Origin of the sequence: Frigoribacterium sp. NPDC087798, assembly GCF_044742985.1 — a bacterium.
In the GTDB taxonomy this organism is placed as follows: domain Bacteria; phylum Actinomycetota; class Actinomycetes; order Actinomycetales; family Microbacteriaceae; genus Frigoribacterium.
Window position 1 is genome coordinate 176,915 of sequence record NZ_JBIUVP010000003.1, and the last position, 23,894, is coordinate 200,808.

The 23,894-nt window shown below is 69.0% G+C and carries 17 protein-coding genes and 1 pseudogene; 7 read left to right on the forward strand and 11 right to left on the reverse strand.

Features of this window, described 5'->3' with window-relative positions:
• Positions 1–114 precede the first annotated feature (114 nt).
• Positions 115–1,233 carry a DUF4041 domain-containing protein gene (locus tag ACIOSR_RS10690; RefSeq protein WP_402752587.1) on the reverse strand — a complete coding sequence of 373 codons (1,119 nt, stop codon included), beginning with the start codon at positions 1,231–1,233 and terminating at the stop codon, positions 115–117.
• A 308-nt stretch (positions 1,234–1,541) separates the two neighbouring features.
• Positions 1,542–2,789: a hypothetical protein gene (locus ACIOSR_RS10695; protein WP_402752588.1), complete on the reverse strand. Its 1,248-nt coding sequence runs from the start codon at positions 2,787–2,789 to the stop codon at positions 1,542–1,544.
• Positions 2,790–3,203: 414 nt separating this feature from the next.
• Here ACIOSR_RS10695 and ACIOSR_RS10700 point away from each other — a divergent pair, with 414 nt between their 5' ends.
• Positions 3,204–4,889, forward strand: coding sequence for a hypothetical protein (locus ACIOSR_RS10700; protein WP_402752589.1), 1,686 nt, complete (start codon positions 3,204–3,206; stop codon positions 4,887–4,889).
• Between the two features lie 331 nt (positions 4,890–5,220).
• The gene (locus ACIOSR_RS10705) at positions 5,221–5,979 is read left to right on the forward strand and encodes a zinc-binding dehydrogenase (protein ID WP_402752590.1); all 759 of its coding nucleotides are present in this window, start codon (positions 5,221–5,223) and stop codon (positions 5,977–5,979) included.
• Positions 5,980–6,055: 76 nt separating this feature from the next.
• Here ACIOSR_RS10705 and ACIOSR_RS10710 read toward each other — a convergent pair whose 3' ends face one another.
• Positions 6,056–12,817 (reverse strand): hypothetical protein, encoded by a 6,762-nt coding sequence (locus ACIOSR_RS10710; RefSeq protein WP_402752591.1) that lies wholly within the window; start codon positions 12,815–12,817, stop codon positions 6,056–6,058.
• 161 nt (positions 12,818–12,978) lie between these two features.
• Entirely contained in the window at positions 12,979–13,410 is a 432-nt protein-coding gene (locus ACIOSR_RS10715) for a hypothetical protein (protein ID WP_402752592.1), read from the reverse strand.
• A 148-nt stretch (positions 13,411–13,558) separates the two neighbouring features.
• On the opposite strand from ACIOSR_RS10715, the gene ACIOSR_RS10720 reads away from it, so the two are divergent.
• The 5 genes and pseudogenes from ACIOSR_RS10720 (at position 13,559) to ACIOSR_RS10740 (ending at position 16,840) form a co-directional block, all read left to right on the forward strand.
• The gene (locus tag ACIOSR_RS10720; RefSeq protein ID WP_192125188.1) at positions 13,559–13,828 is read left to right on the forward strand and encodes a hypothetical protein; all 270 of its coding nucleotides are present in this window, start codon (positions 13,559–13,561) and stop codon (positions 13,826–13,828) included.
• Between the two features lie 70 nt (positions 13,829–13,898).
• A complete protein-coding gene (locus ACIOSR_RS10725; protein ID WP_192125190.1) occupies positions 13,899–14,723 on the forward strand; it encodes a M23 family metallopeptidase in 825 nt (274 codons plus the stop codon).
• A 166-nt stretch (positions 14,724–14,889) separates the two neighbouring features.
• Positions 14,890–15,783, forward strand: coding sequence for an exonuclease domain-containing protein (locus tag ACIOSR_RS10730; RefSeq protein ID WP_192125192.1), 894 nt, complete (start codon positions 14,890–14,892; stop codon positions 15,781–15,783).
• Between the two features lie 4 nt (positions 15,784–15,787).
• A pseudogene (locus ACIOSR_RS10735) lies at positions 15,788–15,934 on the forward strand (DUF4236 domain-containing protein); the annotation flags it as partial.
• Positions 15,935–15,997: 63 nt separating this feature from the next.
• The gene (locus tag ACIOSR_RS10740; protein WP_402752689.1) at positions 15,998–16,840 is read left to right on the forward strand and encodes a hypothetical protein; all 843 of its coding nucleotides are present in this window, start codon (positions 15,998–16,000) and stop codon (positions 16,838–16,840) included.
• Between the two features lie 42 nt (positions 16,841–16,882).
• Here ACIOSR_RS10740 and ACIOSR_RS10745 read toward each other — a convergent pair whose 3' ends face one another.
• The 7 genes from ACIOSR_RS10745 to ACIOSR_RS10775 form a co-directional block, all read right to left on the reverse strand.
• Positions 16,883–17,194, reverse strand: coding sequence for a Dabb family protein (locus tag ACIOSR_RS10745; protein ID WP_159825557.1), 312 nt, complete (start codon positions 17,192–17,194; stop codon positions 16,883–16,885).
• Between the two features lie 158 nt (positions 17,195–17,352).
• Positions 17,353–18,273, reverse strand: coding sequence for a phosphogluconate dehydrogenase C-terminal domain-containing protein (locus tag ACIOSR_RS10750; RefSeq protein ID WP_082060228.1), 921 nt, complete (start codon positions 18,271–18,273; stop codon positions 17,353–17,355).
• Positions 18,266–19,075, reverse strand: a complete 810-nt coding sequence (locus ACIOSR_RS10755; protein WP_342211868.1) for a sugar phosphate isomerase/epimerase family protein — start codon at positions 19,073–19,075, stop codon at positions 18,266–18,268. Before ACIOSR_RS10755 ends, ACIOSR_RS10750 begins: the two co-directional genes overlap by 8 nt.
• Positions 19,072–19,959, reverse strand: coding sequence for a triose-phosphate isomerase family protein (locus ACIOSR_RS10760; protein WP_342211869.1), 888 nt, complete (start codon positions 19,957–19,959; stop codon positions 19,072–19,074). Before ACIOSR_RS10760 ends, ACIOSR_RS10755 begins: the two co-directional genes overlap by 4 nt.
• Positions 19,956–20,444 (reverse strand): ribose-5-phosphate isomerase, encoded by a 489-nt coding sequence (locus tag ACIOSR_RS10765; RefSeq protein WP_056260280.1) that lies wholly within the window; start codon positions 20,442–20,444, stop codon positions 19,956–19,958. The genes ACIOSR_RS10760 and ACIOSR_RS10765 overlap by 4 nt, the downstream gene beginning before the upstream one ends.
• Before the next feature lie 35 nt (positions 20,445–20,479).
• Positions 20,480–22,216: a dihydroxyacetone kinase family protein gene (locus ACIOSR_RS10770; RefSeq protein WP_192125197.1), complete on the reverse strand. Its 1,737-nt coding sequence runs from the start codon at positions 22,214–22,216 to the stop codon at positions 20,480–20,482.
• A 121-nt stretch (positions 22,217–22,337) separates the two neighbouring features.
• Positions 22,338–23,732, reverse strand: a complete 1,395-nt coding sequence (locus ACIOSR_RS10775) for an MFS transporter (RefSeq protein ID WP_056044281.1) — start codon at positions 23,730–23,732, stop codon at positions 22,338–22,340.
• Positions 23,733–23,894 lie beyond the last annotated feature (162 nt).

A 23,894-nucleotide genomic window follows, 5' to 3' on the forward strand; every position in this document is an offset into this window, starting at 1 on the left:
GGATTGTATGTGATGGAAGCTCATCTGCGGGCGGCTGTCCGCACTATGCGACCCGATTGGGTAGCAATGGTCCCAGGTCGACCGTCGACAGCTGGCAACGAAACTGCGCGCGGTCTAGCTCGACACGGGGTGAGAGGAGGGCCACCGGCCGACGGACTGGAAGAACTCCGTGGCGTCGGCCGTCTCTTTGAACTCGAGCAGGTTCCCAACCTTGCTGGCGAGGACGTCTCGCACCTCGGCTGGCGTCGCGAAGAAGAACTCTTTGCGGCTGTTGGCCTGGTTCAGGGCGCGCGTCGCGAAGTGTCGGTGGAGTTCCATCTCGAGAGTAACTGCGTCCTCTGAGAAGTAGATCGTGTGGATGTCGAAACGGAAGGGGACTGAGGCTCCGCCGAGCTCGTGCACTCGATCGGCGGGTTCGAGGCGGCGTGTGAGGCCGATCTTGACGACACCTTCGCCGAAGGCCCCTCGGTTCGAAATGACGTAGACGTAGCCGGCTCGGATGTTCGCTGCTCGGTAGTCGTTGTCGACGATGGCCTGGTCGATGGCGGCGAGCCGTAGCTCGAGGTCGGCGTCGGGCGTGCCACTGGCCTGCAGCTGACCGATCGTCTGCATGAGCAGGGTGCGCTCCTTATCGAGCTGGGCACGCTGCTCTTTCAGTTCTCGCTCGACCCGCGCCTCCTCACGGAGGCGTGCCCGCTCTTCGCGCTGCTCCTCTTTCTCTTCCTGCTTCTTCATCAGCCAGTCGGCCGTCAGCTCGATCTCCTCGATCCTGAGGCCGTGATACGCGTCGCTGATGTGCATAGCCATCATGCTGCCGAGCTTGGCGATCGCTGCTCGCGATGCCTCCAGCCGCTTCTTAGCGGTGTGCACGTTGCCCAACTTGAGGGTACGGATGCTGTTCTCCGCCTCGGCGTTGTACGCACGCAGCATGAGCTTGGCAAGGTCGTCGCTCATCTTGCGACCCTTGGCGAGGGAGTTGTCGAAGGTGAAGAGGTTCGACTTCTCGATGGCATGCCCGTCGCGGACGAGGGCTGCCGACCTTGCTTCGACGTCCTTTAATCTCGGCAGGTAGGCCGTCGCATCCTCAAGCGGGTGGTGGTACCTGTAGATGCCGACTTCTTGCAGCACCTGCTCGTCGTCGAGCTCAACAGTGGCTGAAGTGACGGACTTTGCTGCGGCTTGTTCGGCCACTCGCAGGTCGGCGGTCTGCCTGCTTTCGGCCAGCTGCCGCACCAGATCAGTCTTTTCGGCGAGCAACGTCGCGAGTAGGTCCGGTGGGGCTGGGTCACTTGGGGCAGGCGGGTCGTTGGGTGTCTCGGGTGCACTCAGCCGTTCAGGCGCGAGACTCTCGAAGATCGGGCTGGACGCGACCGGGGCCTCACCGACGGGTTCTGACGCTGGTGTCACCCCGTCGAGCCAGAGTTGCCAGCCGTCCGGGACCGGAGGCCAGTCAACAGGAGGCACCCATCCGGCGGGGGGCTTCCAACCTGACGGTACGGGCGGCCAGCCCGGGGGAGGGTTGAACCGACTCTCGTCGCCGCTCACGACCGACGCACGCCCGCCGTGTCGATGGCGGTGAGCGCCGACGGGTTCTTCGCCACAGCGGCACCCAGGTGCTGCAAAGTGGCGAGAGGGACGACGCCGCTGAGGTCGATCTCCATGAACGTGTCACGGGGTGCAGCGACAGCGACCAGCGGGATGAACTTCTGGCGGCCGGTGGCCGGGTCGTTCGCTTCAGGGCCGATCTGGGCGGAGATGGCCTTGATCAGCCCCCTCCGGTCAGCCTCGAAGATCTCGTGAAGGGATCGGAGGGCCACTTGGTGCAACGCGCTTGCGTAACGCTCGTTGGCGGCCGTCTTGGAGAGCTGGGTCTCGACGACCTCGTCACTGGCCTTGACGTAGCGGAATCCCTTGATGGTCCGCAGGGCGTCCGGGGCGGGCACGGTCACACGCAGCGTCAACTCGGCGGTCGCGGGATCGAACTCGGCCTCGTGCTCGACGGGGAAAGCATCCGGGTAGAGCGAGTTCGCCAGCACGATGCCGACGTACTCCTGCACTGCGTCAACTGCGCCGTAGCCGAGGCCGGCGATCAGGGTGTCGATCGAAGAGTTCTGCTCAGCAACCTCGGCCTCTCGGACCGCACAGGCCGCGTCGTAGCGTTCCCGCTCTGCTGCCAGGAGCTTGATGCGTCCCTCTTCGAGGGTGGCGTGTTCCTGAGCCTGTTGAGCGTCCTGAGTGGGAATCCAGTCGCGGTAAGCAGCCCACTGACCCCAGGCCTGTTCGTACTCCGCCCGAGCCCGCTGCTGCGCCTCCTCGAATTTCTTCTTCTTGCCGAAGAGGCCTGTGGGTGCCGGCGGTTCGATGAACACCGGGGCCTCGGGGACCGGGGTCGGGAGCGGCGTCGGGCGAGGGGTCTCGAGGTCCCAGCGAGGGAAGGGCGGGTGCACCGCTCGAACCTTGAGGCCTTCCAGGTCGACGTAGTCGTCCAGGTCGAGGGTCAGGGCGAGCAATCCGTCGATCTCGCCGTACTCGAGGGCCAAGTCCTCGTTGAGCTCGTCGACCTCGGCTTGTCGCATCTCGACGTACGCGGCCTTCGCCTCGCGCTCATACCGCTTGCGTTCGGCCTCGTCGGCCCGCGCCATCGCGGCATTCGCCCGCTCTTGCTGGGCCCGCGCCCGGACTGCTTGCGCCCGAGCCTGCGTCTGTGCTCGAGCGGCCGCGTTGGCACGAGCCTGCGCCAGACGTTGTTGGTGCTGCACTTCTGCCAGGAATCCGCGTCGGCTCGCCATGTTCTTTCCCTATCGCTAATTGAACGAATCTCACTGTAGTGAACGTGAGTGGTCGTCGAGAGTGAATCGGTGGGCGAAGGCGGGTGAGACTGAGGTGCAATCAAGTCTTGGTCGTGATCAGCCGTAGAGTCCGGACATGAAGGACAAGCTTCCCCCTGCACCCTTCCTCTCTGGTCCCAAGGGCATAACGGAGCCCCTCGGGTGTGGCGCGATCTCAGGACTCGGTTGCCCTCGTTGCGCGACCACGTCCGGCGCCCCGGAAGGCGTCGAGTCTCGCGACCTCAGTCGCAGAGGCCGTTAGAGAAGAAGCGGGGTGCAATCTCGTTCGGAATTGGGCGAACTCGAAAAGTATTTAGTTTCGATGGGCCGAAGGGAGAAGTCGCATACGGCAACTAGCCACATACGAGGAGAGAAATGGGCATGGTCGAGCCAGCGTCATCCTTAGAAACAAACCCCGGGGGTGCTCAAGACATCCCGAGTTGGGAAACCGTCGGGACAGCTATCGCCCCAGCCATGGACTTCTCGAGAACTCGTCTGTACGAGCAGCTATGGACACGTCCCGCTCGCCGCCCGGGTGTGACAGTCAGCGCCATTGCGGCATCCGCTGTAATCGATGAACTCACTGGCGAGATAACCGCATTCGCTGACCGGTTTCTCCAGTTGCTAAGCCCGGCCGCGTGGATTTGTGTATTGCGCGGCGTGAACCCTGGTGTCATGTCGGGGCTGTTTGGCATATCCGTTCTCAATAAAATGGATGAGGTGGAATCCCTGACGGCTCTGTCGCGGGCGGCTCCGTCGACCGGCTTCGAGTTTGAGACTGTCGTTCGACCCACGCCTTCGCGGTTGCACGCTCTGGGTGCTGTCCTCGCCGCGGGCGACGCGTTGGGATACGTCGATGTATTGAGAAGGCGCGTATCGAAGGGGCAGTCGCTTTTTTGGGAAGCAAACTCACCTATTCCGAAACCATTCCCCGACCCGAGCATTGATAACTCTGTAAAGTCCTACGACAAACGAGCCCAACGAATTGGCACTGACTGGCACCCTTTTGTACAATACGGACTGCCTCGCCTCGACCGGTCTCGCGACCATGTGGTTCTTTTTGCAAACTCAAGGGGCATTTCAGAAACGGTCGGTCAAACTAAAAGTCGGGGCGCCATCGATACAACATTGAACCGTTGGAATAGTGGCTCGGCCACGCTTACGGATCGCGCCCGACATCCTCTCGTTGTTGCGGCTGGGCTTTCGTCGAATACAGGTTCCTACGTGGCCTCTGTTTACCTTTTATCACGTGTGCTTGCCTCGATTGTGACTTACGATGCGCTAGCTCAGGTCGAACGTTCTGGTTTTGTTCGCCTTGAGATAGCCCCTTTTATGGAACGCTTGGCTGAGCAAATCGCGGCAGAACTCGAGAAACCATCGTCCGTGATGTCCGCTTCACTTCCACGATCTGTTGACGAGGCTCTTGGAGCACTCTTCGACTCGAGTCTGACGATGCGGCGAGGACTAGGCGTGGCCGCCAGACGTATGGAGCACGGACTGTTGATCGATCTGCGAGCAATGACCTCTGCGCTTCATTTCGGACTCCTGATTGATAAATCGGGCGGCGGGGCCGTCAACGTCCTGGGTCTTGAATTCGAACCTTATGTACAGGATATAATCGACTCGGCACTACCCGGAAATTCTGCGTCACCATACCGGAGTCTTCGCGGACGTACTCTATTGCGAATGGGCAGACCGGTCACCGACATAGATGCCGTCGCTGATATTGGGAATAGTATTCTTCTCATCAGTTGTAAGGCTTTTGAGAATACCGCGGAGGCTCAGAAGGGCCTATTTACCGCTGTCAGGTCTGTGAACACCAGGGTCTCGAACGCACTTAATGATTGGGACAATAAGGTTAAAGAACTGAAGAATAATCCGGAGGGTGACAATTACGACTTTCGTGGCAAGCGAGTTGTTGGCATGCTTGTAACGCCTCAATTCGTCTACTCCTCGCATGCAGCGGTAAACAGGCGAATTAATCGATCCCCCTTTCTACAACAATATATGTCAGTTGCGGAATTGCGCCTTTCGCTAGCAAATTATGCTGCCCGCAACTAACATGATCTAGCACCTATGCGCCGGATGCAGAATTTCCGTCGCATGGGACTTGCGTGGCCCCCTGTTCTAGTTGGCGCTGCGGTGGTAATCCTCAAGTCGTTGCCTCGCAATGCCTGTGTTCACTACCCAGGTGCGGCTTCACCGCATGTGGTTTCAGCCCAACTTGATGACCTGGCGGGTGACACCCGTCGCCCATGTCGACCCATGGTCCCCATGACCGACCTGCCTGCCTGCCAGCACCCGTTTCGCCGCCGGCAACCGCGTGACGGCCGTCGCCGTGGGGGGACCGCGTCGTCGCCAGCGTCGGCCCGCCCTGCGGCGCCTGCGCCATGTGCCGCGCCGGACACCCGACCACTGCGACACCGCCTTCGCCGAGGCCAACGGCATCTCGCCCGACGCCCCCACCCACGGAGCCTTCGCCCAGCACGTCACCGTCCACGAACGCCGCGTCCAGCGCGCCCTCGACGGCCTCACCGACGAGCAGCTCGGCCTCGTCGAACCCACCGCCGTCACCTTCCACGCCGTCCGCCGCGCGGGCCAGCGCCTCGGCTCGGTCGTCGTGGTGCAAGGTGCTGGCCCCATCGGCCTGCTCACCGCCCAGCACGCCCGCCACGCCGGCGCCGGAGCCGTCGTCATCGTCGAACCCATGGAGGCGCGGCGCGAGACCGCCCGCCGCCTCGGCTTCACCGACGTCCACGAACCCGGCGACGCCTTCCGCGCCCGCGTCCTCGAGCTGACCGACGGACTCGGCGCGGACGTCCTCTACGAGTGCACCGGCGCCTCCTCGCTGTTCCAGTCGAGCGCCGAGCTGGTCCGCCGCGGCGGCACGCTCGCCCTGCTCGGGTACCCGATGACCACCTCGGAGGTCTCGTACGGCGACTGGCAGAGCCGCGAGCTGACCGTCGTCGGCAGTCTCGCCTACACGCACTCCGACTTCGTCGGCGCGATGCGCGCCCTCGCCGACCGCTCGGTCGACGCCGGCCCGCTCATCACGGGGACGGCCGGCCTCGACGACCTGCCGGCCCTGCTCGCCGAGCTCGACAGCGGCGAGACGCAGCACTCGAAGGTCCTCGTCGCCCCCAACGGCTAGACCGACACGAGGAGGCGCGGTGCGCGACGATCGCGCACCGCGCCTCCTGCGGTCGGTCCGGGCTCCGCCCGCGGCGTCACCGCTTGATGATCGGGTCCACCTGCTTCTTCATGCCGTCGACCATGCACGTGCCGAGCGTGGAGCCCATGCTCGACCACTGGTCGCGGGCGTTATTGAGGTACGACCCCGACCCGAAGGCGTCGATCGAGTCGACCACCCACTGGACGCCCTGACTGCCGGCAACGCTCTTCTCGGCCTTCAGCTTCGGGTAGGCGAAGTTGATGGCCTTGTTCGCCAGGGCCGCCCCGCCCTTCGTCCCGAACTTCGCGGCGATGTTGCTCTCGGTCAGCTTCGGCCCGTGCGCCCAGCTCGAGATGCAGTCGGCGTACATGGCCGGAATCCCGGTGGTCGCCGTGACGATCGCGGTCACCCGGTCGTACTCGTCGAGACCCTTGCCCGAGACGCCGACGGCCTTCAAGCCCGTCGACACGAGCGACATCGCCGTCCCGAGCACCTTGAGCAGCGTCGCCTCCATCAACATGATGCCGGTGAGCACCACGGCCCCCAGGGCGATCGTCCGCTGGGCGACGCTCGACAGGCCGTTCACGATCTTCTCGCCGACGCTCGGCGTGTGGACGTCGGCCGTGACCGACCGGTCGCCCGTCATGACGACCCAGGACGTCTCGTTCTCGGTCTGGTCGGTGCCCGACCAGCTGTTCAGGTGGCCACCCGCCGGCACGTCGGCCTGCATCTGCACCACCGTTCCGAGGACGTACTTCGACGGGTCGTTGTCGCAGTTCGGGCCGTTGGCCGCCGCCACCCGGGCGCCCAGCGAGAGCGTCGCGCACTTGGTCCGCAGGAAGATGCCGACCACGGGGGAGGAGCCGTCGGTGGGGATCGTGACCGTCTGCGGGCCCACCGGCAGGTCGTACCCGAGCGAGCCGTAGTCGGTCAACCCGATCGTGACGGTGCTGCCGGGGCGACCCCACAACGGCGGGCAGCCGCCGTCGTGCGCGATGATGTCGGCCCAACCTCCGTCGTCGAGGTCGGAGAGGTCACCGAAGCGGTTGCCCGTGCGGAGCACGTTGTCGTACCGCCCGTCGGGCTTCTGGACGTGGACGTAGACGGCCAGGGGGACGCAGTACTCGATCCGGACGTCGGACATCGGGGTCCCGATGACCGATCCGTCGCGGCTCAGCATCGTGTAGAGGCGGCCGTCGGCTGCCCGGACTCCCTGGGGCCACCGCACCGTGTCCTCGGACGTCGGCCGGCCGACCGAGGCGATCGCCCGGACGGAGGACGGCGTCGGCGTCGTCGATCGGAGGACGACCGTCTCACCCCAGACCCCGGAGTTGTTCGGGCAGACGACCCGGCTCGAGTACTTGGCCGAGTAGTCGAACGACGTCTGCGTCGTGCCACCCTGCGGGTAGCTGAACTGGATCGGGCGGCACGTGTCCGACCAGTAGTCGGCGGCGATCGACACGCGGTCGGCGGGGGCGAACTCCATGTAGAGGACCGGGCCACGCGACGAGCCGTCGGTCCCCGCGTCGGCGACGGCCTCGAGGCCGTCGACCAGTGACCACCGGATCTCGGCGACCGTGGTCGCCGGCGAGACGTCGTCCGTGTTGCGGTTCACCTGCAGCGACCCGTACTCGACCTTGTCGGCCCGCTCGGCGCGGACGATGGCGGTCCCGATGAACCAGTCCGTCTGGGTGACGACGGACTTGAAGCCCTTCGTCACCGCACGGTCCACCGACGGGCCACGGCTGCCGCAGCGCAGCTCGTCGATCGAGGTCGAGTCGCCGTCGGCCACGTTGGTGAAGGTCGTCGGCGTGTAGGCCGGCACCGTCTTGTCGGCGCTGATCGGCAACGCCGTGCTCGTCGTGACGGCGACGCAGCGCACGACGCCGTAGTTCACGCCGATGACGAGCTGCGCCTCCGCGGGGGTCGGCACGACGAAGGTGCGCGTCGCGGTGCCCGCGGCACCCGACCGTCCACCGGCCGGGGCGTCGCCCAGGGTCGTGAGCGCGAGCGGGTCCTCACCGGTGCGCTTCACCGGATCGAAGTCGCTCGTGCGCCAGTCGAGGAGATAGGTGCCGTCGTCGGGCGTCGCCCTGACCGTCACCGTCGAGCCGGGCACGTAGCCCGCCGTGCCGTCGCCCGTCGTGCAGGTGCCGTCGTAGGGCTTCAGGTAGCGGCTCTCGCCGGGGCGCTCCGACGCGATGATCGCCTGCATGCCACCGTCGCCGGGACGGATGTCGACGACGCTGCACTCGGCCGCCTTGAACTTGGCACTGACCTTCTGGTCGCCGGTGACGGTGGTCGTGTAGAAGCCACGACCGAGCTCGTCCGCCGTCGCCCCGTCGACCGTGTCGACGACGTAGGGCGTGCCGCCGTTGCGGCGGGCCTGGCCGACCGTCGTCACGGGCGTGATGGCCAGGTCGACGACCGTGCCCACCGCGTAGCGCGGTTCGCCGTTCGCGAGCTGCTCGAGCTCGTCGGCGCTCGGCGTGCGGGGGTCGGTGCAGTTGGGCTTCGTCAGGGCCTTGACCGTGCCCTTGGCGTAGTACTGCTCGGTGTAGGCGAAGGCCGGGTCGGTCTTCGCCACGATGTCGCCCCGCGGCGTGACCTGGAGCGTGTGGCAGACCGGTGCGTACCGGGTCGTGAACGAGAGGGACTGGAACGCCGTCACCGTGAAGCGGTACTCGTCGCTGGTCGCGACCCCCTGGCCGTCGAGGTACCACCCGGCGAACCGATACGGGGCGGCGACGGGCTCGTGACGCGCCGTCACCGACGCACCCGTGACGAACCCGGCACGGTCGCCCCGTCGGCAGGCGGTCGACGGGTCGCCCGTCACCGTGCTCTGGTAGGCCGTGATCACGATGCAGTCCTTCGGCGTGACCGACGAGACCACGGAGGCGCTGGGCGCGTCGTCCGCGGAGGTGAAGCGCACCGACACGTCGAGCTTCGTCGACAGCGACGAGCTGGTGGGCAGCGGGACGGTCAGGGTGCAGCGACCCACCGACACGTCGGCCGAGCAGGTCGCGGAGCCGAGGCGCACCTCGACCGACCCCTTCGGCGCCAGCGAGCTGCCGGTGCCGACCTTCCAGCCGAACGTGACGGGGGTGCCCGAGACGACGGCCGACAGGTCGGGGGAGCTCGACCAGTCGAGCGTCGTCTGACGGGCCGAACCCGTGACGGTCACGCCGTCGACGGCGCCCTCGTGGTCCGCGTCGCCCGAGTATCGGACGTCGAGCGTGTTGCGCCCCGTGACGATCGTCTCGGCGGGCAGGGCACAGAGGCCACCCGCGGCCGGAACGGTGCAGCTGAGGCCGGACGGCGAGGCCGTGACGGTGATGGTGCCCGACGGGTTCGGGGCGACGTCCGGGGTGACGTTCGACACCGACGGCGACACCGTCAGCGGTCGCCCGCTCGCGAAGACCGTGCCGGGAAGGTCGAGCCGGACGGTCGTGCGGGCCTTCAGCACCGAGACGGTCGTCGAGGCCGAGGTGGGCCCGTAGAGCACGCCGTCACCGGCCACCGAGACGCTGGCGGTGAGGTCCGCGGCGCTGAGCACCTCGGTCGTCACGCGTCCGGTCAGGTAGGGCGACGTGGCCGGGAAGGTGGCCCGCTCGAGCAGCAGCGTCGACTCCACGCCGCCGATGGTGACGGTGGCCGGGGCGAGCATCAGCGGGGTCAGAGAGCGGTCGGCCGGACGGAGGCGCACCTCGAAGGTCGCGCGGGTGCCGACCTGCATGCGACCGGTCGCGGCGATCTCGAGCGCCGCGGGGGCGGGCGCCGTCGTCAGCGTGACCGGAGCGCTCGAGGCGGTCCAGGGGCGCGAGCCGTACGAGACCGACGCGACCAGGTCGACCCGTCCGCCGAACGGGCGGGTGACGTCGAGCGTGCCCGACAGGACCGTACCCACGGGGGACAGCGTCACGGTGCCGAGCCGGGTCCGGCTGTCACCGGCGACCACGGCCACCGTGGCCTCGGTCCCGGCCGGGATGCCGAAGCCACCGCCGGGAAGGGCGCTCGCGGTGACGGTCACCGGGACGGCGACCCCGGCGACGTGGGGGCCGTCGCCGACGGTCAGGGCGAGCTGCGGGGCGGGCGGTGCCGACCAGGTCGTGACGGCCGGCGCGGACGTGATCGGCTCGACGCCCACCACCGAGGCGAAGCGTGCGACGGCCGTGTACCGCCACGCGCCGGGCTGCCGCTCGACGACGTCGAGGGTGCCCGTCAGGCCGCCGGCGAGGTCGACCCGGTCGACGAGCTCGGCCGTGCCACCGGGCAGGGCACGGTAGACCGAGAGGCTGTCCACCGCGTAGGCGGGGGCGCCGCCGATGGTCGCGGTGAGCCGGATGGTCGAGTCCAGGGTGGCGGTCGTCGGTGCCGTGAGGGTCACCGTCGGGTCGAGGACGGGGGCGGTGGGCTGCGCGACCACGTAGGTCACGCCGAGCCAGGTCTGGTCGCCGGCGTACTCGATCCGGTACGAGTGGATGCCCTCGAGCACGGCCACCGGGACGTGGGCACTGCCGTCGGCGGCGACGGTGCCGCGCCCGACGACCTGGTTCTCGCTCGTCACCGTGATCGCACCGGTCGGCGCGGGCAGACCGCGGACGGGCACGTAGGAGGAGTCGAGGTGGGCCGTCCCGGCGGCGGGGTCACCCGACCAGGTCCAGGGCTGGTGTTGCGGCCAGCGCTTCGCGACGACCTGCGAGTCGGAGTCCTTCGACGAGCGGGCCGAGCCCGCGAGGCCGCTGTACTCGGCCCGCCAGTCGTACGTCCCGGCGACCGTGGCCCCGGTGTAGTTCAGGTACGCCTGCCCGTTCGTGACGTCGACGCTGCGGACGACGCGCCCGTCGAGGGAGAAGGTCACCGCGCCTCCGGTGACCTTCGAGCCGTCGGCGGTGCGCACGTCGGCGACGAGTCCGACGGCGTCGCCGACCACGGGCGAGGGTGTCTGCAGCGTCAGGTCGGTGACGGTGTCGGCGAGGGCGACGTCGACGCCCGAGAACTCGGAGCCGGTGCCGTAGTGGCTGTCGGTGTCGGGCACCTCGAAGATGAAGTCGTGGTGGCCCGCCTTGAGCTTGCCCGTGAGGTCGACGACGACGGTCGCCTTCCCGTCGACGACCGAGAACGGGGTCGACGCGACGGGGCCGGAGCGCTGGTCGATCATCTCGAGCACGAAGCCGTCGCCGTCGGCGTCGCTGGTGAACGAGAAGGTCACGGTGTGCTCGTCACCGAACGTGATCGAGTCCGACGGCGAGTGGACCGCCCGGTAGTCGTAGTCGAGACGGGCGCGCTGGAAGTCGGCGGTGACGGTCTGCTCGCTGCCGGCGTAGGTCGCGTCGGCCGGGACGTACACGAAGCGCAGGTCGACCGAGGTGCTCCCGAGCGCCTTGGTCGGGAGGAAGAAGGGGAAGGCCGAGTCGGCCAGGTCGAAGTCCGTGACCTCCACGTCCTCGGTCGCGGGGTCGTGGTCGTCGCGGAAGACCTCGACGGTGCCGGTGGGTTCGTCGGTCGTGCCCTCGGCCGCGACGTCGATCGCGAACTCCTGGTCCTCGCCGAGCGTGGCCACGCCCAGCTGCAGCACGTCGACGGTGGTGGCGATCGGGGCCGGGGCGGCCCGGGCGACCGACGGGGCCGGCGCGGGTGCCGGTGCCGGCTCGGCGGCCGGTGCAGGAGGCGCGGCCGGGGTGGGGACCGTCGGTGCGGCAGCAGGCGCGGGGGCGGGTGCGGCGGCGTCGGTGGGGCTCGTCGCAGCGGCGGCGGGTGCCGACGTCGGCTGCGGGGTGACGGCGGGAGCCGTGGTCGGCAGGTCGGCCGGACCGGTCGACGAGGTGACGGGGGCCTCGGCCGCGGAGGCGCTGACGGCGGGCATGAACGGCACCATCAGGGCGACGATCGTGACGACGGCGATCGGGCTCGCCTTCGTCCACGGGTGACGCAGGACACCGGTCAGGCGCCCGGGGACCCGAGGACCGCCGCGTCGGTCGACGCGCACGTCGTCAAGGGGGAGCAGGACGGCGAAGACGCTGCCGACGACGACGAGGAACAGGGCGACGAGGCCGACGAGGGCGAGCGTGCCGAGTGAGGTCTGCGCCGTCGTGGCGGTGGGGGCCGCGAGGACCACCTCCCCGAGGGCGGTCAGGGCGGTCGACACCGCGCCGACCGCGACGACGAGTCCCACCACGGCTGCGGTGCGGGTCCGGAGCGTGGTGACCGCCCGGCGGAGCAGCGATCGCAGCGAGCCCGGGTGCGACAGGGACGCCGGCAGGGCCGTGATCGTCAGGCCCACGGCGACGAGCACCGGCGCGAAGGGGATCGCGAGGAGCAGCGTGCGGCGGATCGTCCGACGCGGGGCGGACCGCAGTCGCAGCACCCCCGCCGTGACCAGGGCGCCCAGGCTGAGGGGCAGGGCGACGAGCGTCCCGACCAGGACGGCGAGCACGAGCAGCAGCTCGACCGCGAGGAGGCGCGGCAGCGACCGGAGCGCGTGCGTCAGGCCCCGACGGAGGGTGCGTCGACCCCCGGCGGTCGACTGCGAGATCGTCGACGAGACCGCCAGGACGGCCGTGACGACGGTGAGTGCGGCGACGCCGTACTGGACGGCCCGCACCACGAACGACGTCGTGACCAGGACCGAACCCGAGGCCTGGGTGACGTCGCCGGTGATCAGACCGACGACGAGCAGGGCGAGCAGTTCGAGCACGACGGCCGCGGTGACGACGACCAGGGCGAGGACGACTGCCCGGAGCAGGAGGCGGGGGCGGAGGACCGCGCGGGCACGGGTGCCGAGCGGGCGCAGGCGGGCAGGGAAGGATGAAGCCATGGCGGGGGTGTCCTCGACGGTCGAGCGCTTCGGGAGCGCGCCAGACGGAGACGACGGGTGAGCCCGGCACCACCTCCACACGGTGGTTCATCTGGATACCGAACAGTATCGAGATGGTCGAGGGCGCGACAATCGGCCCGGTACCCCCAGTAAGGAGGGGGTCAGCCGTTGTCGGGCACGCAGGCGTAGTCGTCGCCGTAGGCCTCGGTGACGCGGCGGATGGCTTCGGGGGTGCCCCACTGCTCGACGTCCTCGCAGGCGTGGTCGGCCCGGGACGCGTACATGCCGAACGCCCCGACGTCGACGTAGCCGTAGTCGTAGCGATCCGAGGGGCGTCCGCCGGCGCCGGGCTCGTCGGGCAGGTCGATGACGAAGCCGTCGGGGAAGCGCAGCTCGACCCCGTGCGGTGCACAGGCCGGGAGGGTCTCTGTCGTGAGGTCGGCCACGATCACCGGCTCGTAGGTCGTGCAGTACGGGAGGCGCGCGTCGGACCCCGACAGCACGAGCGGCACGTCCGGGTCGGCCCGCACCGCGAGCACCAGCAGCACCGACACCACGAGCAGCGCGGTCACGATGCCGGCCAGGACCTTCATGAGGTGAACCTACCGCCGGATCGACGTCGTGCGATCGCGAATGGAGCGGTGTTCCTGGGCATCACGTCAATCGACTGGCATCGACCGGCGCGAGCGTCCTAGCGTTTTCCCGACCGATCAGTACCGAGATGAAGGAGCAGTGCTTCTCATGACGAACTGGCTCCGCGCCCTCGCCCCGCTCGCCCTGACGGCGATCGCCCTGGTCGTCTTCTTCACGGCCGACCGCACCGTCGGGATGCTGATGATCGTGGCCGCCCTCGCCTCGGCGTTCCTCGCCGGCAAAAGCATCCGCGGCCGCCCGTCCAGGCGCCCCGAGCGTGACGTCGACCCCGCCGAGGTCCGCGCCTACCGCGAAGCCCACCCGGGCAGCACCATCAGCGATGCCGTCAGCGCCGTCGGGGGCCCTGCTCGACGCTGACCATCAATTACATGATGAGTCCTCAATAATGTGGACTGCGCCGACAGCACTCGGCCGCCAAGCTCGATGCATGACGCATTCTCATGAACCAAAGGCGCGTCCCGGTCCGGGCGACCTGAGCAGGCGCAATCTGCTCGTGTTCGGCGGTGCCGCGACGGTTGGCCTTGCCGCCCTCGAGGCGGGAGGGCTGGGCGGAGCCGCACCCGCCCACGCGGCCGTGACCTGGTACTACCCCTTCACGGCTGCTGTCCAAGAAGGTGACGGGTTCGGCATGCGGACCCATCCGATCTACGGCACCCAACGCATGCACAATGGCATCGACTTCCAGCCGGGAGCCGGAGCAGCCATCTATTCGGTCGCCGCCGGCACCGTGGTGGCCGCGGGCCGCAACGGTGGGTACGGCAACCAGGTTCAGATCAGTCACGCCGATGGCTACACCTCGGCCTACGCCCACATGCAGGACGACAGCATCAGGGTGGCAGTCGGGCAGTCGGTCAGCGCCGGCACCTTGGTCGGTCGCGTCGGCAGCACCGGCGACTCCACGGGTGCCCACCTCCACTTCGAGATCATGTCCGGCGGCCAGTTCGTCGATCCTTCCTTGTACGTGGACGCCACTCGACCGAACCCCGGCGCCCCCGTGACCTCCGAAATCCCCCTCGACGACAGGAACGACTCCATGCGCATTCTCCGACGCCCCTCCGACGGCAACACCTACGTGGTCGGTGCCCGCTTCATCAAGCACCTGCAGACTTCGTCCGAGGTCGACAATAACGTCAAGCTCTGGGGCGGCGTGGTCCGCCCGACGAGCGATGCTGCCTTCAAGCAGATCACCGACGGCCTCGGCATCCCCTCCGCCAACGTGCCCGCGGGCGGCGGAGGTCTCTGGGCCGCCTGACCCACCGACATCGCCCGCGTGCGGACGCCGGGCAGTGAGCCAAGGAGGCGCTGGTCACGTGACCAGCGCCTCCGTCGGTGTCGGCACCCCGCCCGCCGGCACGACCCCGACGCCGTCTCGACGCCGGATCACTCGTCAAAGTGAGATTTACTCTTAGGCTCAGCCTGTGCCCCTGAATTTTGTCGCCATCGACTTCGAGACCGCGAACTTCGATCGAGCGTCCGTTTGTGCCGTCGGCTTAACGAAAGTCGTCGACGGGGTGGTCGCCGACACCGACTCCTGGTTCGTCGACCCGCCGACCGGGCTGGACTTCACGAACACGTACCTGCACGGCATCGGCCCGTCTCACGTCGACGGCGCACCCTCGTGGGAAGAGACGCTCGCCAGAATCGGTCGCATGACGGCGGACGTCCCGCTGGTCGCTTACAGCCCGTTCGACAAGGGTGTCTACAACGCCGCCAACAACCTCACCGGTGTCGTACCCGGTGGGTTCCAGTTCCTCGACGCGCTGGCCATCGTCCGTCGTCACTGCCAGTTGCCCAGCCACCGCCTTCCTCTCGTCGTGGAGCATTTCGGCCTTCCTGACTTCAACCATCACGAAGCCGGTGCCGACTCTCTGGCTTGTGCCCTGATCACCCTCCGCGTGGCCGAAGAACGGGGTGCGAGCAGCATCGAGGAGTTGTGGGCGTCGGTCCCCACCAAGGACAAAGCGCGATCGACACGCATTCGCACGTACAGCAAGAAGGCCGAGCTTCCGCAGCCCAGCCTGGAGGCCGACCCCGGTCATCCTCTGTTCGGCGAGGTGGTCTGTTTCTCCGGTGACCTCGACAGCTACACACGCAGCAAAGCGCAGGAGATCGTCGCCTCGTTCGGAGCGACCGTGGCCGGCAACGTCACCAAGAAAGTCACCCTCGTGGTCATGGGAGGCTTCGACCCGACAACCCTGCGGGCCGGGGCCACCCTCAGTTCCAAGATCGAGCGCGCCAGAGAGCTCGCTGCAAACGGTCAAGCCATCGAGATCGTCACCGAACAGACCTTCCTCGAGATCCTGGCGGCCTGAGGTCGTGGGGTTCTACCTTCGCAAGACCGTCAAGGCGGGCCCGTTCCGCGTCACCGCCAGCAGATCCGGGGTGGGCGTCAGCGCCGGTATGCCGGGGTTCAGGGCAGGGACCGGGCCGCGGGGTAACTACGTCTCGATCAATGCCGCTGGTCTGACTTACCGGACCACGCGTTCCCGGCCGCACGGTGCCACGCGGGCCGCGCCTCCTTCCGTCTTGGCCACGGGACATGACGTCGAGATGCAGGACGTCACCGGGGCCACCATCCACGAGCTCGAGCCGACGAACCGCGGCGACATCGTCGAGCAGCTCAATGGCGCGGCCGGGTATCGGTCGTGGACGTGGCCCGCCTTCGTCGTGCTCTTCGCCGTGGGGATCGTGATCGCTCCGTGGGGCCTGCTGCTCTCCGCTGCCGCCGTCGTGCTGCTCGTCTGGCTGCTGCTCCGCGACGCGGCGAAGCGGAAGGTCGTCGTCTTCTACGACGTCGAGGGGCCGGATGAACGATGGTTCGACTCGTTGCTCGACTCGGCGAACGTCGCTGCTGCCTCCCAGAAGGTGTGGCGGGTCGTGGAGTCGGGCCAGGTCGTCACCACCCGTCAACACAAGACCAACGCCGGGGCGGGGAACCTGGTGAGTCGCCTCCCGGCGACCGTCACGTTCGAGGCGCCTCGGCACCTGGCCACCAACATCGTCGTGCCGACCATCACGGCGGGCGACACGAGCCTGCACTTCTTGCCGGACCGCATCCTCGTGAAGGAGGGGCGTCACTACGCCGACGTCGCCTACGGGGGTCTCATGAGCGGAGCCACGAGCACCCGCTTCATCGAAGCCCTGTCGTCGGTGCCGACGGACGCCCAGAAGGTCGACCGGACGTGGCAGTACGTCAACGTCAAAGGCGGGCCGGACCGGCGGTATCGGGACAACCCGGAACGGGCGGTGATGCTCTACGGCCAGTGGGAGATCTCGTCACCCGGGGGCCTCTACTGGAAAGTGCAGACGTCGGCCGTGTCGGCGACGAACCGGTTGCACGAGTCACTGATGGCTGCACCCCGGTACTGACACGGGTGCCGGCCAGCCGGCCCGCGCCTCCCGCGCCAGGCGTTACGCCTCGACGTCGAAGACGACGACCCGGGCGGACGCGTCGCCGAGGTAGCTCGCGACCGGCTGGTGCGAGGGGTGCGGCAGGTAGCCGTCGCGGGCCGCGGCGTCACGGAAGCGCACCACGAGCATCCAGTCGAAGCCGGCCTCGAGCTGCTCGGGGCTGACGCTCTCGCCACTCGACACCGACAGCACGCCGTCGATGCCGGTCAGGTGCTCGGTCGACAGCCGCGTCGCCTGATCGGCCACGTCGGCCGGGGCCCCCTCGGCCCACTCCACCAACACCACGTGCACGATCTCGTCCATGTCCGCCATCCGCGCATCCCCTCGTCGTCGCCGCTCGCCGCGGCAGGTCACCCGATCCTGACACGGGCATCGCCCCGGCGGTCGGCCCGGGCGACCACCGCACCACGCGGGAACGCAGGAGGCGCGGGTCACGCGACCCGCGCCTCCTGCGTTCCCGTCGTCGCGGCCTAGCGGCGGACGGCGTCGATCTTCAGCATGCGCGCGATGACCGAGTCGAGCTGGCTGTCGTCGAAGATCTTCTTCCAGTCGTCACGGACGATCGACTCGCGGCCGTAGTCCATGGCGATGTGGCAGGCGTCGCTGAACGGGTTCGAGCCGCGCAGGCCGTTCGTCAGCGCGATCCAGGTGTGGCCGTAGAGCATGGCGCGAGCGGCCTCGTAGGGGACCCCGACTCCGTCGACGGTCTCCTCGAGCGCCTCCTTGAGGAACGCCCCGATCATGCAGGCCATCGTCTCGACCAGGGTCGGCTCGAGCACGGCCAGCTGCTTGACCGTCACGTAGTGCACGGCGATGACGGGTGCGTAGATCGTCGAGATGACCTGCGTCATGAGCTCACGGACGGGGGAGTCCTCGGCCACGCCCTCGAGCGCGGCGACGACCTCCTGCGGGGCGGCCACGCCACCGAAGGTGTCGGCCCACTCCTCCTTCGTGGTGCGCTCGAGGAACACGCTGGGGTGGCAGGGGTGCGCCACCGCGTAGTGGATGTCCTCGCGCACGGCGAGCAGGCCGGCGTAGGCGGCGGCCGGGTCGAGGGTGAGGATGACGGCGCCGGTCTTCATCGCCGGGACGACCTGCTCGGAGACCTTGCCGAGCACGACGTCGGGCACGGCCAGGATGACCACGTCGGCGTCCGCCACGGCCACGTCGGTCGCGGTGACCGTGCGGCCGAGCGACTCGATCAGCTCGACGCCGGCGGGCGACGCCTCGCTGTAGAGGGTCGTGTACGCGCTCTTGGCGAGGTTGTTCGAGACGCGCTGGCCCATCTTGCCGCCGGCGCCGATGACGGCGACGGTGACGTCGGACGAGCCCTGGCCGTCGGCGTACGTGACGGTGCTCTCGGGGGCGGTCGTGTCGAGGGTGTCAGTCATTGTTCTTGCTCCTTAGTTCAGAGATGGTTCGTGTCGTCCACTCGGCTTCGAGCCGGGTGGTGGTCTCGGGGTCGCCCTGCCAGGGCAGCCAGTGCTCGACGACCTGGTTGACGCGCGTGGCGCCTCCGTCGCGGGCGTCGAGCGCGGCACGGATGCCGTCGTAGTCGAGCCGGCCCTCGCCGAGCGGCGTGCTGGTCAGGGCGAAACCCACCCAGCCGTCCTTCCGCGAGAAGGCGAAGTCCTTCACGTGCCAGTTGGCGACGAACGGTAGGCAGCGCGCGGTCACGTCGGCCGGGTGCTCCAGGTTCGCGACGGTGTTGGCCGGGTCGAGCACGATGCCGAGCCGCGGGCTGGCGACCGCCCGCACGACGGCCACGAGCTCGGTCGAACCGACCTGCTCGTAGGTCTCGAGGGCGAGGGTGACCCCCGCCTCCTCGTACTCGGGTAGCACCTCGCGCAGCCGACGCTCGGTCTCGGCCGCGTCGGGACGGTCGTCGCCCGCCGTCCACATGCTGCGGACCAAGGAGGCGCGCAACGCGACGGCGAGGCGCAGCCACGTCCGCAGGACGGTCGGCCTGGTGCCCCGGGTGCCGAGTTCGAGCGTCAGCCCGAGCTCGTCGGCGAGGTCGCGCAGCGCGGCGAGCCGCTCGTCGGTGTAGCCGGTCAGGGCCTCGTGGTCGCAGATCTGGAACAGCCGGACGCCCTGCGCGGCCGTGTCGCGCAGCATGTCGTCGAGCGTCATCGGCTGCGGGACGAGGTCGCTGCCCCGCCAGAAGTACGCGTAGGTGCTGAGGCCGATCACGAGGCCACCCCGTCCCGGCGTGCGGCGTCGGGGGCCGGCGTCTCGTGGAGTGCGGCTGCCTCATCGAGCGCGAGTGCGAGCGCCTCGTCGAGCGCGAGCGCCTCGTCGAGGATGCGCTCCACCGCGGAGGCGTCGTGGGCGAAGCGACCGAGGAACAGCCCACGGACCTGGCCGCCCAGACCGGTCAGCAGCCCCGGACCGGCGCTGCCGCCGTAGATCACCCGGCTGCCGGCGCGATCGGGCAGCCCGGCGAGGTGGTCCTCGACGGCCGCGACCACCGCGGTGATGTGGCCCGCGGACGCCGGCACCGGTGCGCCGATCGCCCAGAGCGGCTCGTACGCGACGACGAGGGCGCCCGGGAGGCCGGCCTCGTCGGCCGCCGCGAGGGCGAGGTCGATCTGCTGCGTCACCTCGAGCGCGGCGAGGGCGGGCGACGTCTCGTCGGCCTCGCCCACGCAGAGCAGCGGGGTGATGCCGTGGCGCAGCGCCGCCGCCGTCTTGGCCGCGACGACCGCGTCGTCCTCGTGGAAGAGCGTCCGCCGTTCGGCGTGGCCGATCTCGGCGAGGGTGCAGCCGATCTCGGCCAGCTCGGCGCCGCTGACTTCACCCGTGAAGGCGCCCGAGTCGTCGGTCGCGAGGTCCTGGGCACCGAGGCGGACCGAGGTGCCGGCCAGCGCCTCCTGCACGGGGACGAGCGACGGGAACGTCGGCACGACGAACAGGTCGACGACGCCCCGCCGGACGGCCGGGTGGCGCCGCGCGATCTCGGCCACCTCGGTGCTCCACGCGAGGGTCCTCGCGTGCGAGAAGTACATCTTGAGGCTCACCCCGATCGTGAAGCGGGCCGAGGAGGGCCGGACGGGGGCGGTCACCGGATCGCTCACGCCGCGTCGATGCCGACGGGCTCGCCCGACCCGTCGTAGCCGCAGATGGCCGCGACCTTCTCGGCCGAGGCGCTCGAGGTGTCGAAGCGGTAGGTGAGGAACTCCTTCGCCAGGCGGCGCATGAGCTCGACGCCGATCACGCGCTGGCCCATGCAGAGCACCTGGGCGTCGTTCGAGAGGACGGCGCGTTCGACCGAGAACGTGTCGTGCGCGGTCACCGCCCGGATGCCGGGCACCTTGTTGGCCGCGATGGCGACGCCGAGCCCGGTGCCGCAGATCAGGATCGCGCGGTCGGCGCGGCCGTCGGCGACCATGCGGGCCGCCTCGACGGCGACGTGCGGGTAGGCGGTGTGGCCGTCGGCGGCGACCCCGACGTCGGCGACGCTCGCCACGCCGTCGTTCGCCTCGAGGTCCTTCTTGAGGACCTCTTTGTAGTCGTACCCGGCGTCGTCCGATCCGACGACGATGCGCAGCTGGTCAGCCATGGTGGTGCCTTTCGTGGAGGGTCTGGGGGGAGGGGTCACGCGGCGGGCTGCGGCGCGAGGACGCGTCCGACGGCCCTCGTGATGAGCCCGAGCGAGGTGGCGCCGGCGTCGGGCGTGCCGAGGCTCTTCTCGGCGTGCGGCCGGGCGCGGCCCATCTTGGGCAGGAGGTCGGCCGTCGCCGCGGCCGCCGTCACGGCGACCTCGGCCGCGGTGGCCCAGGCCGTGGCGAGGTCGGCCCCGTCGTCGACCGCCGCGCTGAGGGCCGCGTCGAAGGGGACGAGCACGTCGACCATGGTCTTGTCGCCGACCGTGGCGCCGAACTCGAGGATCGCCTCGGTCGCGGCGGAGACGCCGCGGGACACGGAGGCGCGGTCCGGGGCCACCTCGTCGCCGACGGCCGCACCGAGGCTCGCGAGGGCGGCACCCCAGAGGGCCCCGGAGGTGCCCCCGGCCCGGTCGGACCAGGCGTCGCCGGCGAGGTCGAGGACGGTGCCCGCCCCCGCGCCGGCGAGCACGGCCTCGCGGGCGGCGGCGACGGCGGCGTGGACCCCGCGCTGCATGCCGATGCCGTGGTCGCCGTCCCCGGCGACGGCGTCGATGCGTCCGAGCTCGTCGACGTTCTCCTCGACCGTGGCCTGCACCGCCTCGAGGGCGCTCAGCACCAGCTGGGCGGCCTGCCGGGACGCCGGGGTCGCGGGCGGGATCGCGATGGCGACCCGCGCCTCCTGCTCGGCGTCGTCCGCCCGCGACGCGACGTCGACGGAGCCCTTCTTGTAGGCGGGTGCGTCGACCGGTGCCGCCCAGAGGCGCTCGAGCTCGTCGTCGAGCCAGAACAGGGTCAGCGAGACGCCGGCCATGTCGAAGCTCGTGACGAGCTCGCCGACCTCGGGCTCGACGACCTCGACGCCCGCCTCGCGCAGCAGGGCGTCGACCCGGGCGTAGACGACGAAGAGTTCTTCGTACTTGACCGAGCCGAGTCCGTTGAGCAGGACGGCCACCTTGCGTCCGCGTGCCTCGTCGACCCCGTCGGGCAGTTCGTCGCTCGCGAGCAACGCCTCGACGAGCAGCTCGGCGAGGCCGTCCGCCGTGGGGACGTCGGTCTCGCCGATGCCGGGCTCGCCGTGGATGCCCATGCCGACGGCCATGCGGCCCTCGGGCACGGTGAAGAGCGGTTCGTCGGCCCCGGGCAGCGAGCAGCCCGAGAACGCCACGCCGACGCTGCGGGTGCGTTCGTTCGCCTTGACGGCGACGCGGACGACGTCGTCGAGGTCGGCGCCCTCCTCGGCGGCGGCCGCGGCGGACTTGAAGACGGTGAGGTCGCCGGCGATGCCGCGACGCTTGTGCTTGTCGGCGATCGACGCGCTCGAGATGTCGTCGGTGACGGCGACCGTCCGGGTCTCGATGCCCTCGTCGATCAGCTTCTGCTGGGCCTTGTCGAAGTTGAGGACGTCGCCGGCGTAGTTGCCGTAGCTCAGCAGGACGCCCCCGCCGTTCTGGGCCGACTTCGCGACCGACCTGACCTGCTGCCACGAGGGCGAGGCGAAGAGGTTGCCGAGGGCGGCGCCGTGGGCGAGCCCTTGCCCGACGAGTCCGCCGAAGGCCGGGTAGTGACCCGAGCCACCGCCGACGACGAGCGCGACGCTGCCGGGGGTCGAGCGGGTCGCCCGGACCACGCCGCCGTGCACCCGTCGCACCCAGCGCTGGTTGGCGGCCACGAAGCCGTCGATCATCTCGTCGGCGAAGTCGCCCGGATCGTTGAAGAGGCGTGTCATGAGAACTCCAGGAGGCGGTGGTCCGGTCGACGGCGCGACGGCACGGCGACGGGGTGCGGAGGGGGCGGGGCCCGGGTCGGTGATCGTCCGGGCCCCGCGGGGGGAGGGGGGTGAGCGTCGGTCAGTCGAGCCCGGCGGTCGCCGCCAGGTCGGCCTGCTCGCGGGGGCTGAGGGTGCCCTCGGGCTTCTTCATCCGGCTGAGCGCGATCATCAGCGCGGCCGATAGCAGCATGAAGAACCCGACGATGAACATCGGCACCCGGTAGTCGCCGGTGACGTCGGTGACCAGGCCCGTGATGTACGGAGCGCTGAAGCCGGCGAGGTTGCCGACCGTGTTGATCAGCGCGATGCCCGCGGCCGCCGCGGCCCCGGTCAGGAACTGCGTGGGCAGGGTCCAGAAGTTGGGCAGGGCCGCGAAGATCGCCATGGCGGTGACCGCGATCACCGCGATGGTGAGGGCGGGGGACTGTGCGTAGAGCGCCAGCGGGATGCTCAGACCGCCCACGACGGCGGGGATGACGATGTGCCAGGTCTTGAGGCCGCGACGCGAGGCGTCACGCGACCAGAAGTACAGGGCGATGGCCGCGGGGACGTAGGGGATGGCCGTGATGAAGCCGCGCTGGGTGACGGTGAACTCGGTGCCGAACTGCTCCTGGAAGCCGCCGATGATGGTGGGCAGGAAGAACGCGAGCGCGTACAGGCCGTAGATGAAGCCGAAGTAGATGAACGAGAGCATCCAGACGCGGCCGTTCTTGAAGACGACGCCGAGGCCCGGGTGCTTGCCGGTGGTCGAGACGGCACCCGTCTTCGTCGAGGCCTCCTTCACCAGGGCCTGGGTCAGCCAGACCTGCTCTTCCTTCGTGAGCCACTTGGCGTCGGCGGGCTTGTCCTTGAGGTAGAACCAGGCGACGATCCCGACGACGATCGCGGGGATGGCGACGCCCATGAACATGAAGCGCCAGCCCTCGAGGCCGAAGAAGACGCCGTCGTGGCTGATCAACCAGCCGGCGAGCGGGGCACCGATGACGGTGGTGAGGGGCTGCGCCAGGTAGAAGAGGGCGAGGATCTTGCTGCGGTGGGCGGCCGGCACCCACAGGCTCAGGAAGAGGATCGCGCCGGGGAAGAAGCCGGCCTCCATGACGCCGAGCAGGAAGCGCAGCGCGACGAGCTGCTCGAAGTTCTGCACCCAGGTGAAGAGCAACGCCACGATGCCCCAGGTCACCATGATGCGGGCGAGCCACTTGCGGGCACCGAACTTGTGCAGGGCGAGGTTCGACGGCACCTCCAACAGGATGTAGCCGATGAAGAACACGCCGGAGGCGAAGCCGAACTGGGCGGCCGACAGGGCGAGGTCGGACTCCATGCCGTTCGGCGCCGCGAAGCCGATGGCGGTGCGGTCGAGGTAGTTGATGAAGAACATCAACGCCACGAACGGGACGAGCCGGACGGCGACTTTCTTGATCGCGGACTTCTCGACCGCGCTCTGTGGCGCGCTCGTTCGGGTGGTGGTGTCCACATCGACTCCTTCGGATCTAACGACGTTGTTGGATGACGCCTTCGACCGGTGCCGGTGGCGCGCAGGGACCATCGTGCCTTTTTCGCCGATATCTGTCAACCGGTTGACCAATTGAGCGACGGGACGAGGCGGAGCGAGTGCCCCGAGAGGTGGACCCGTGGG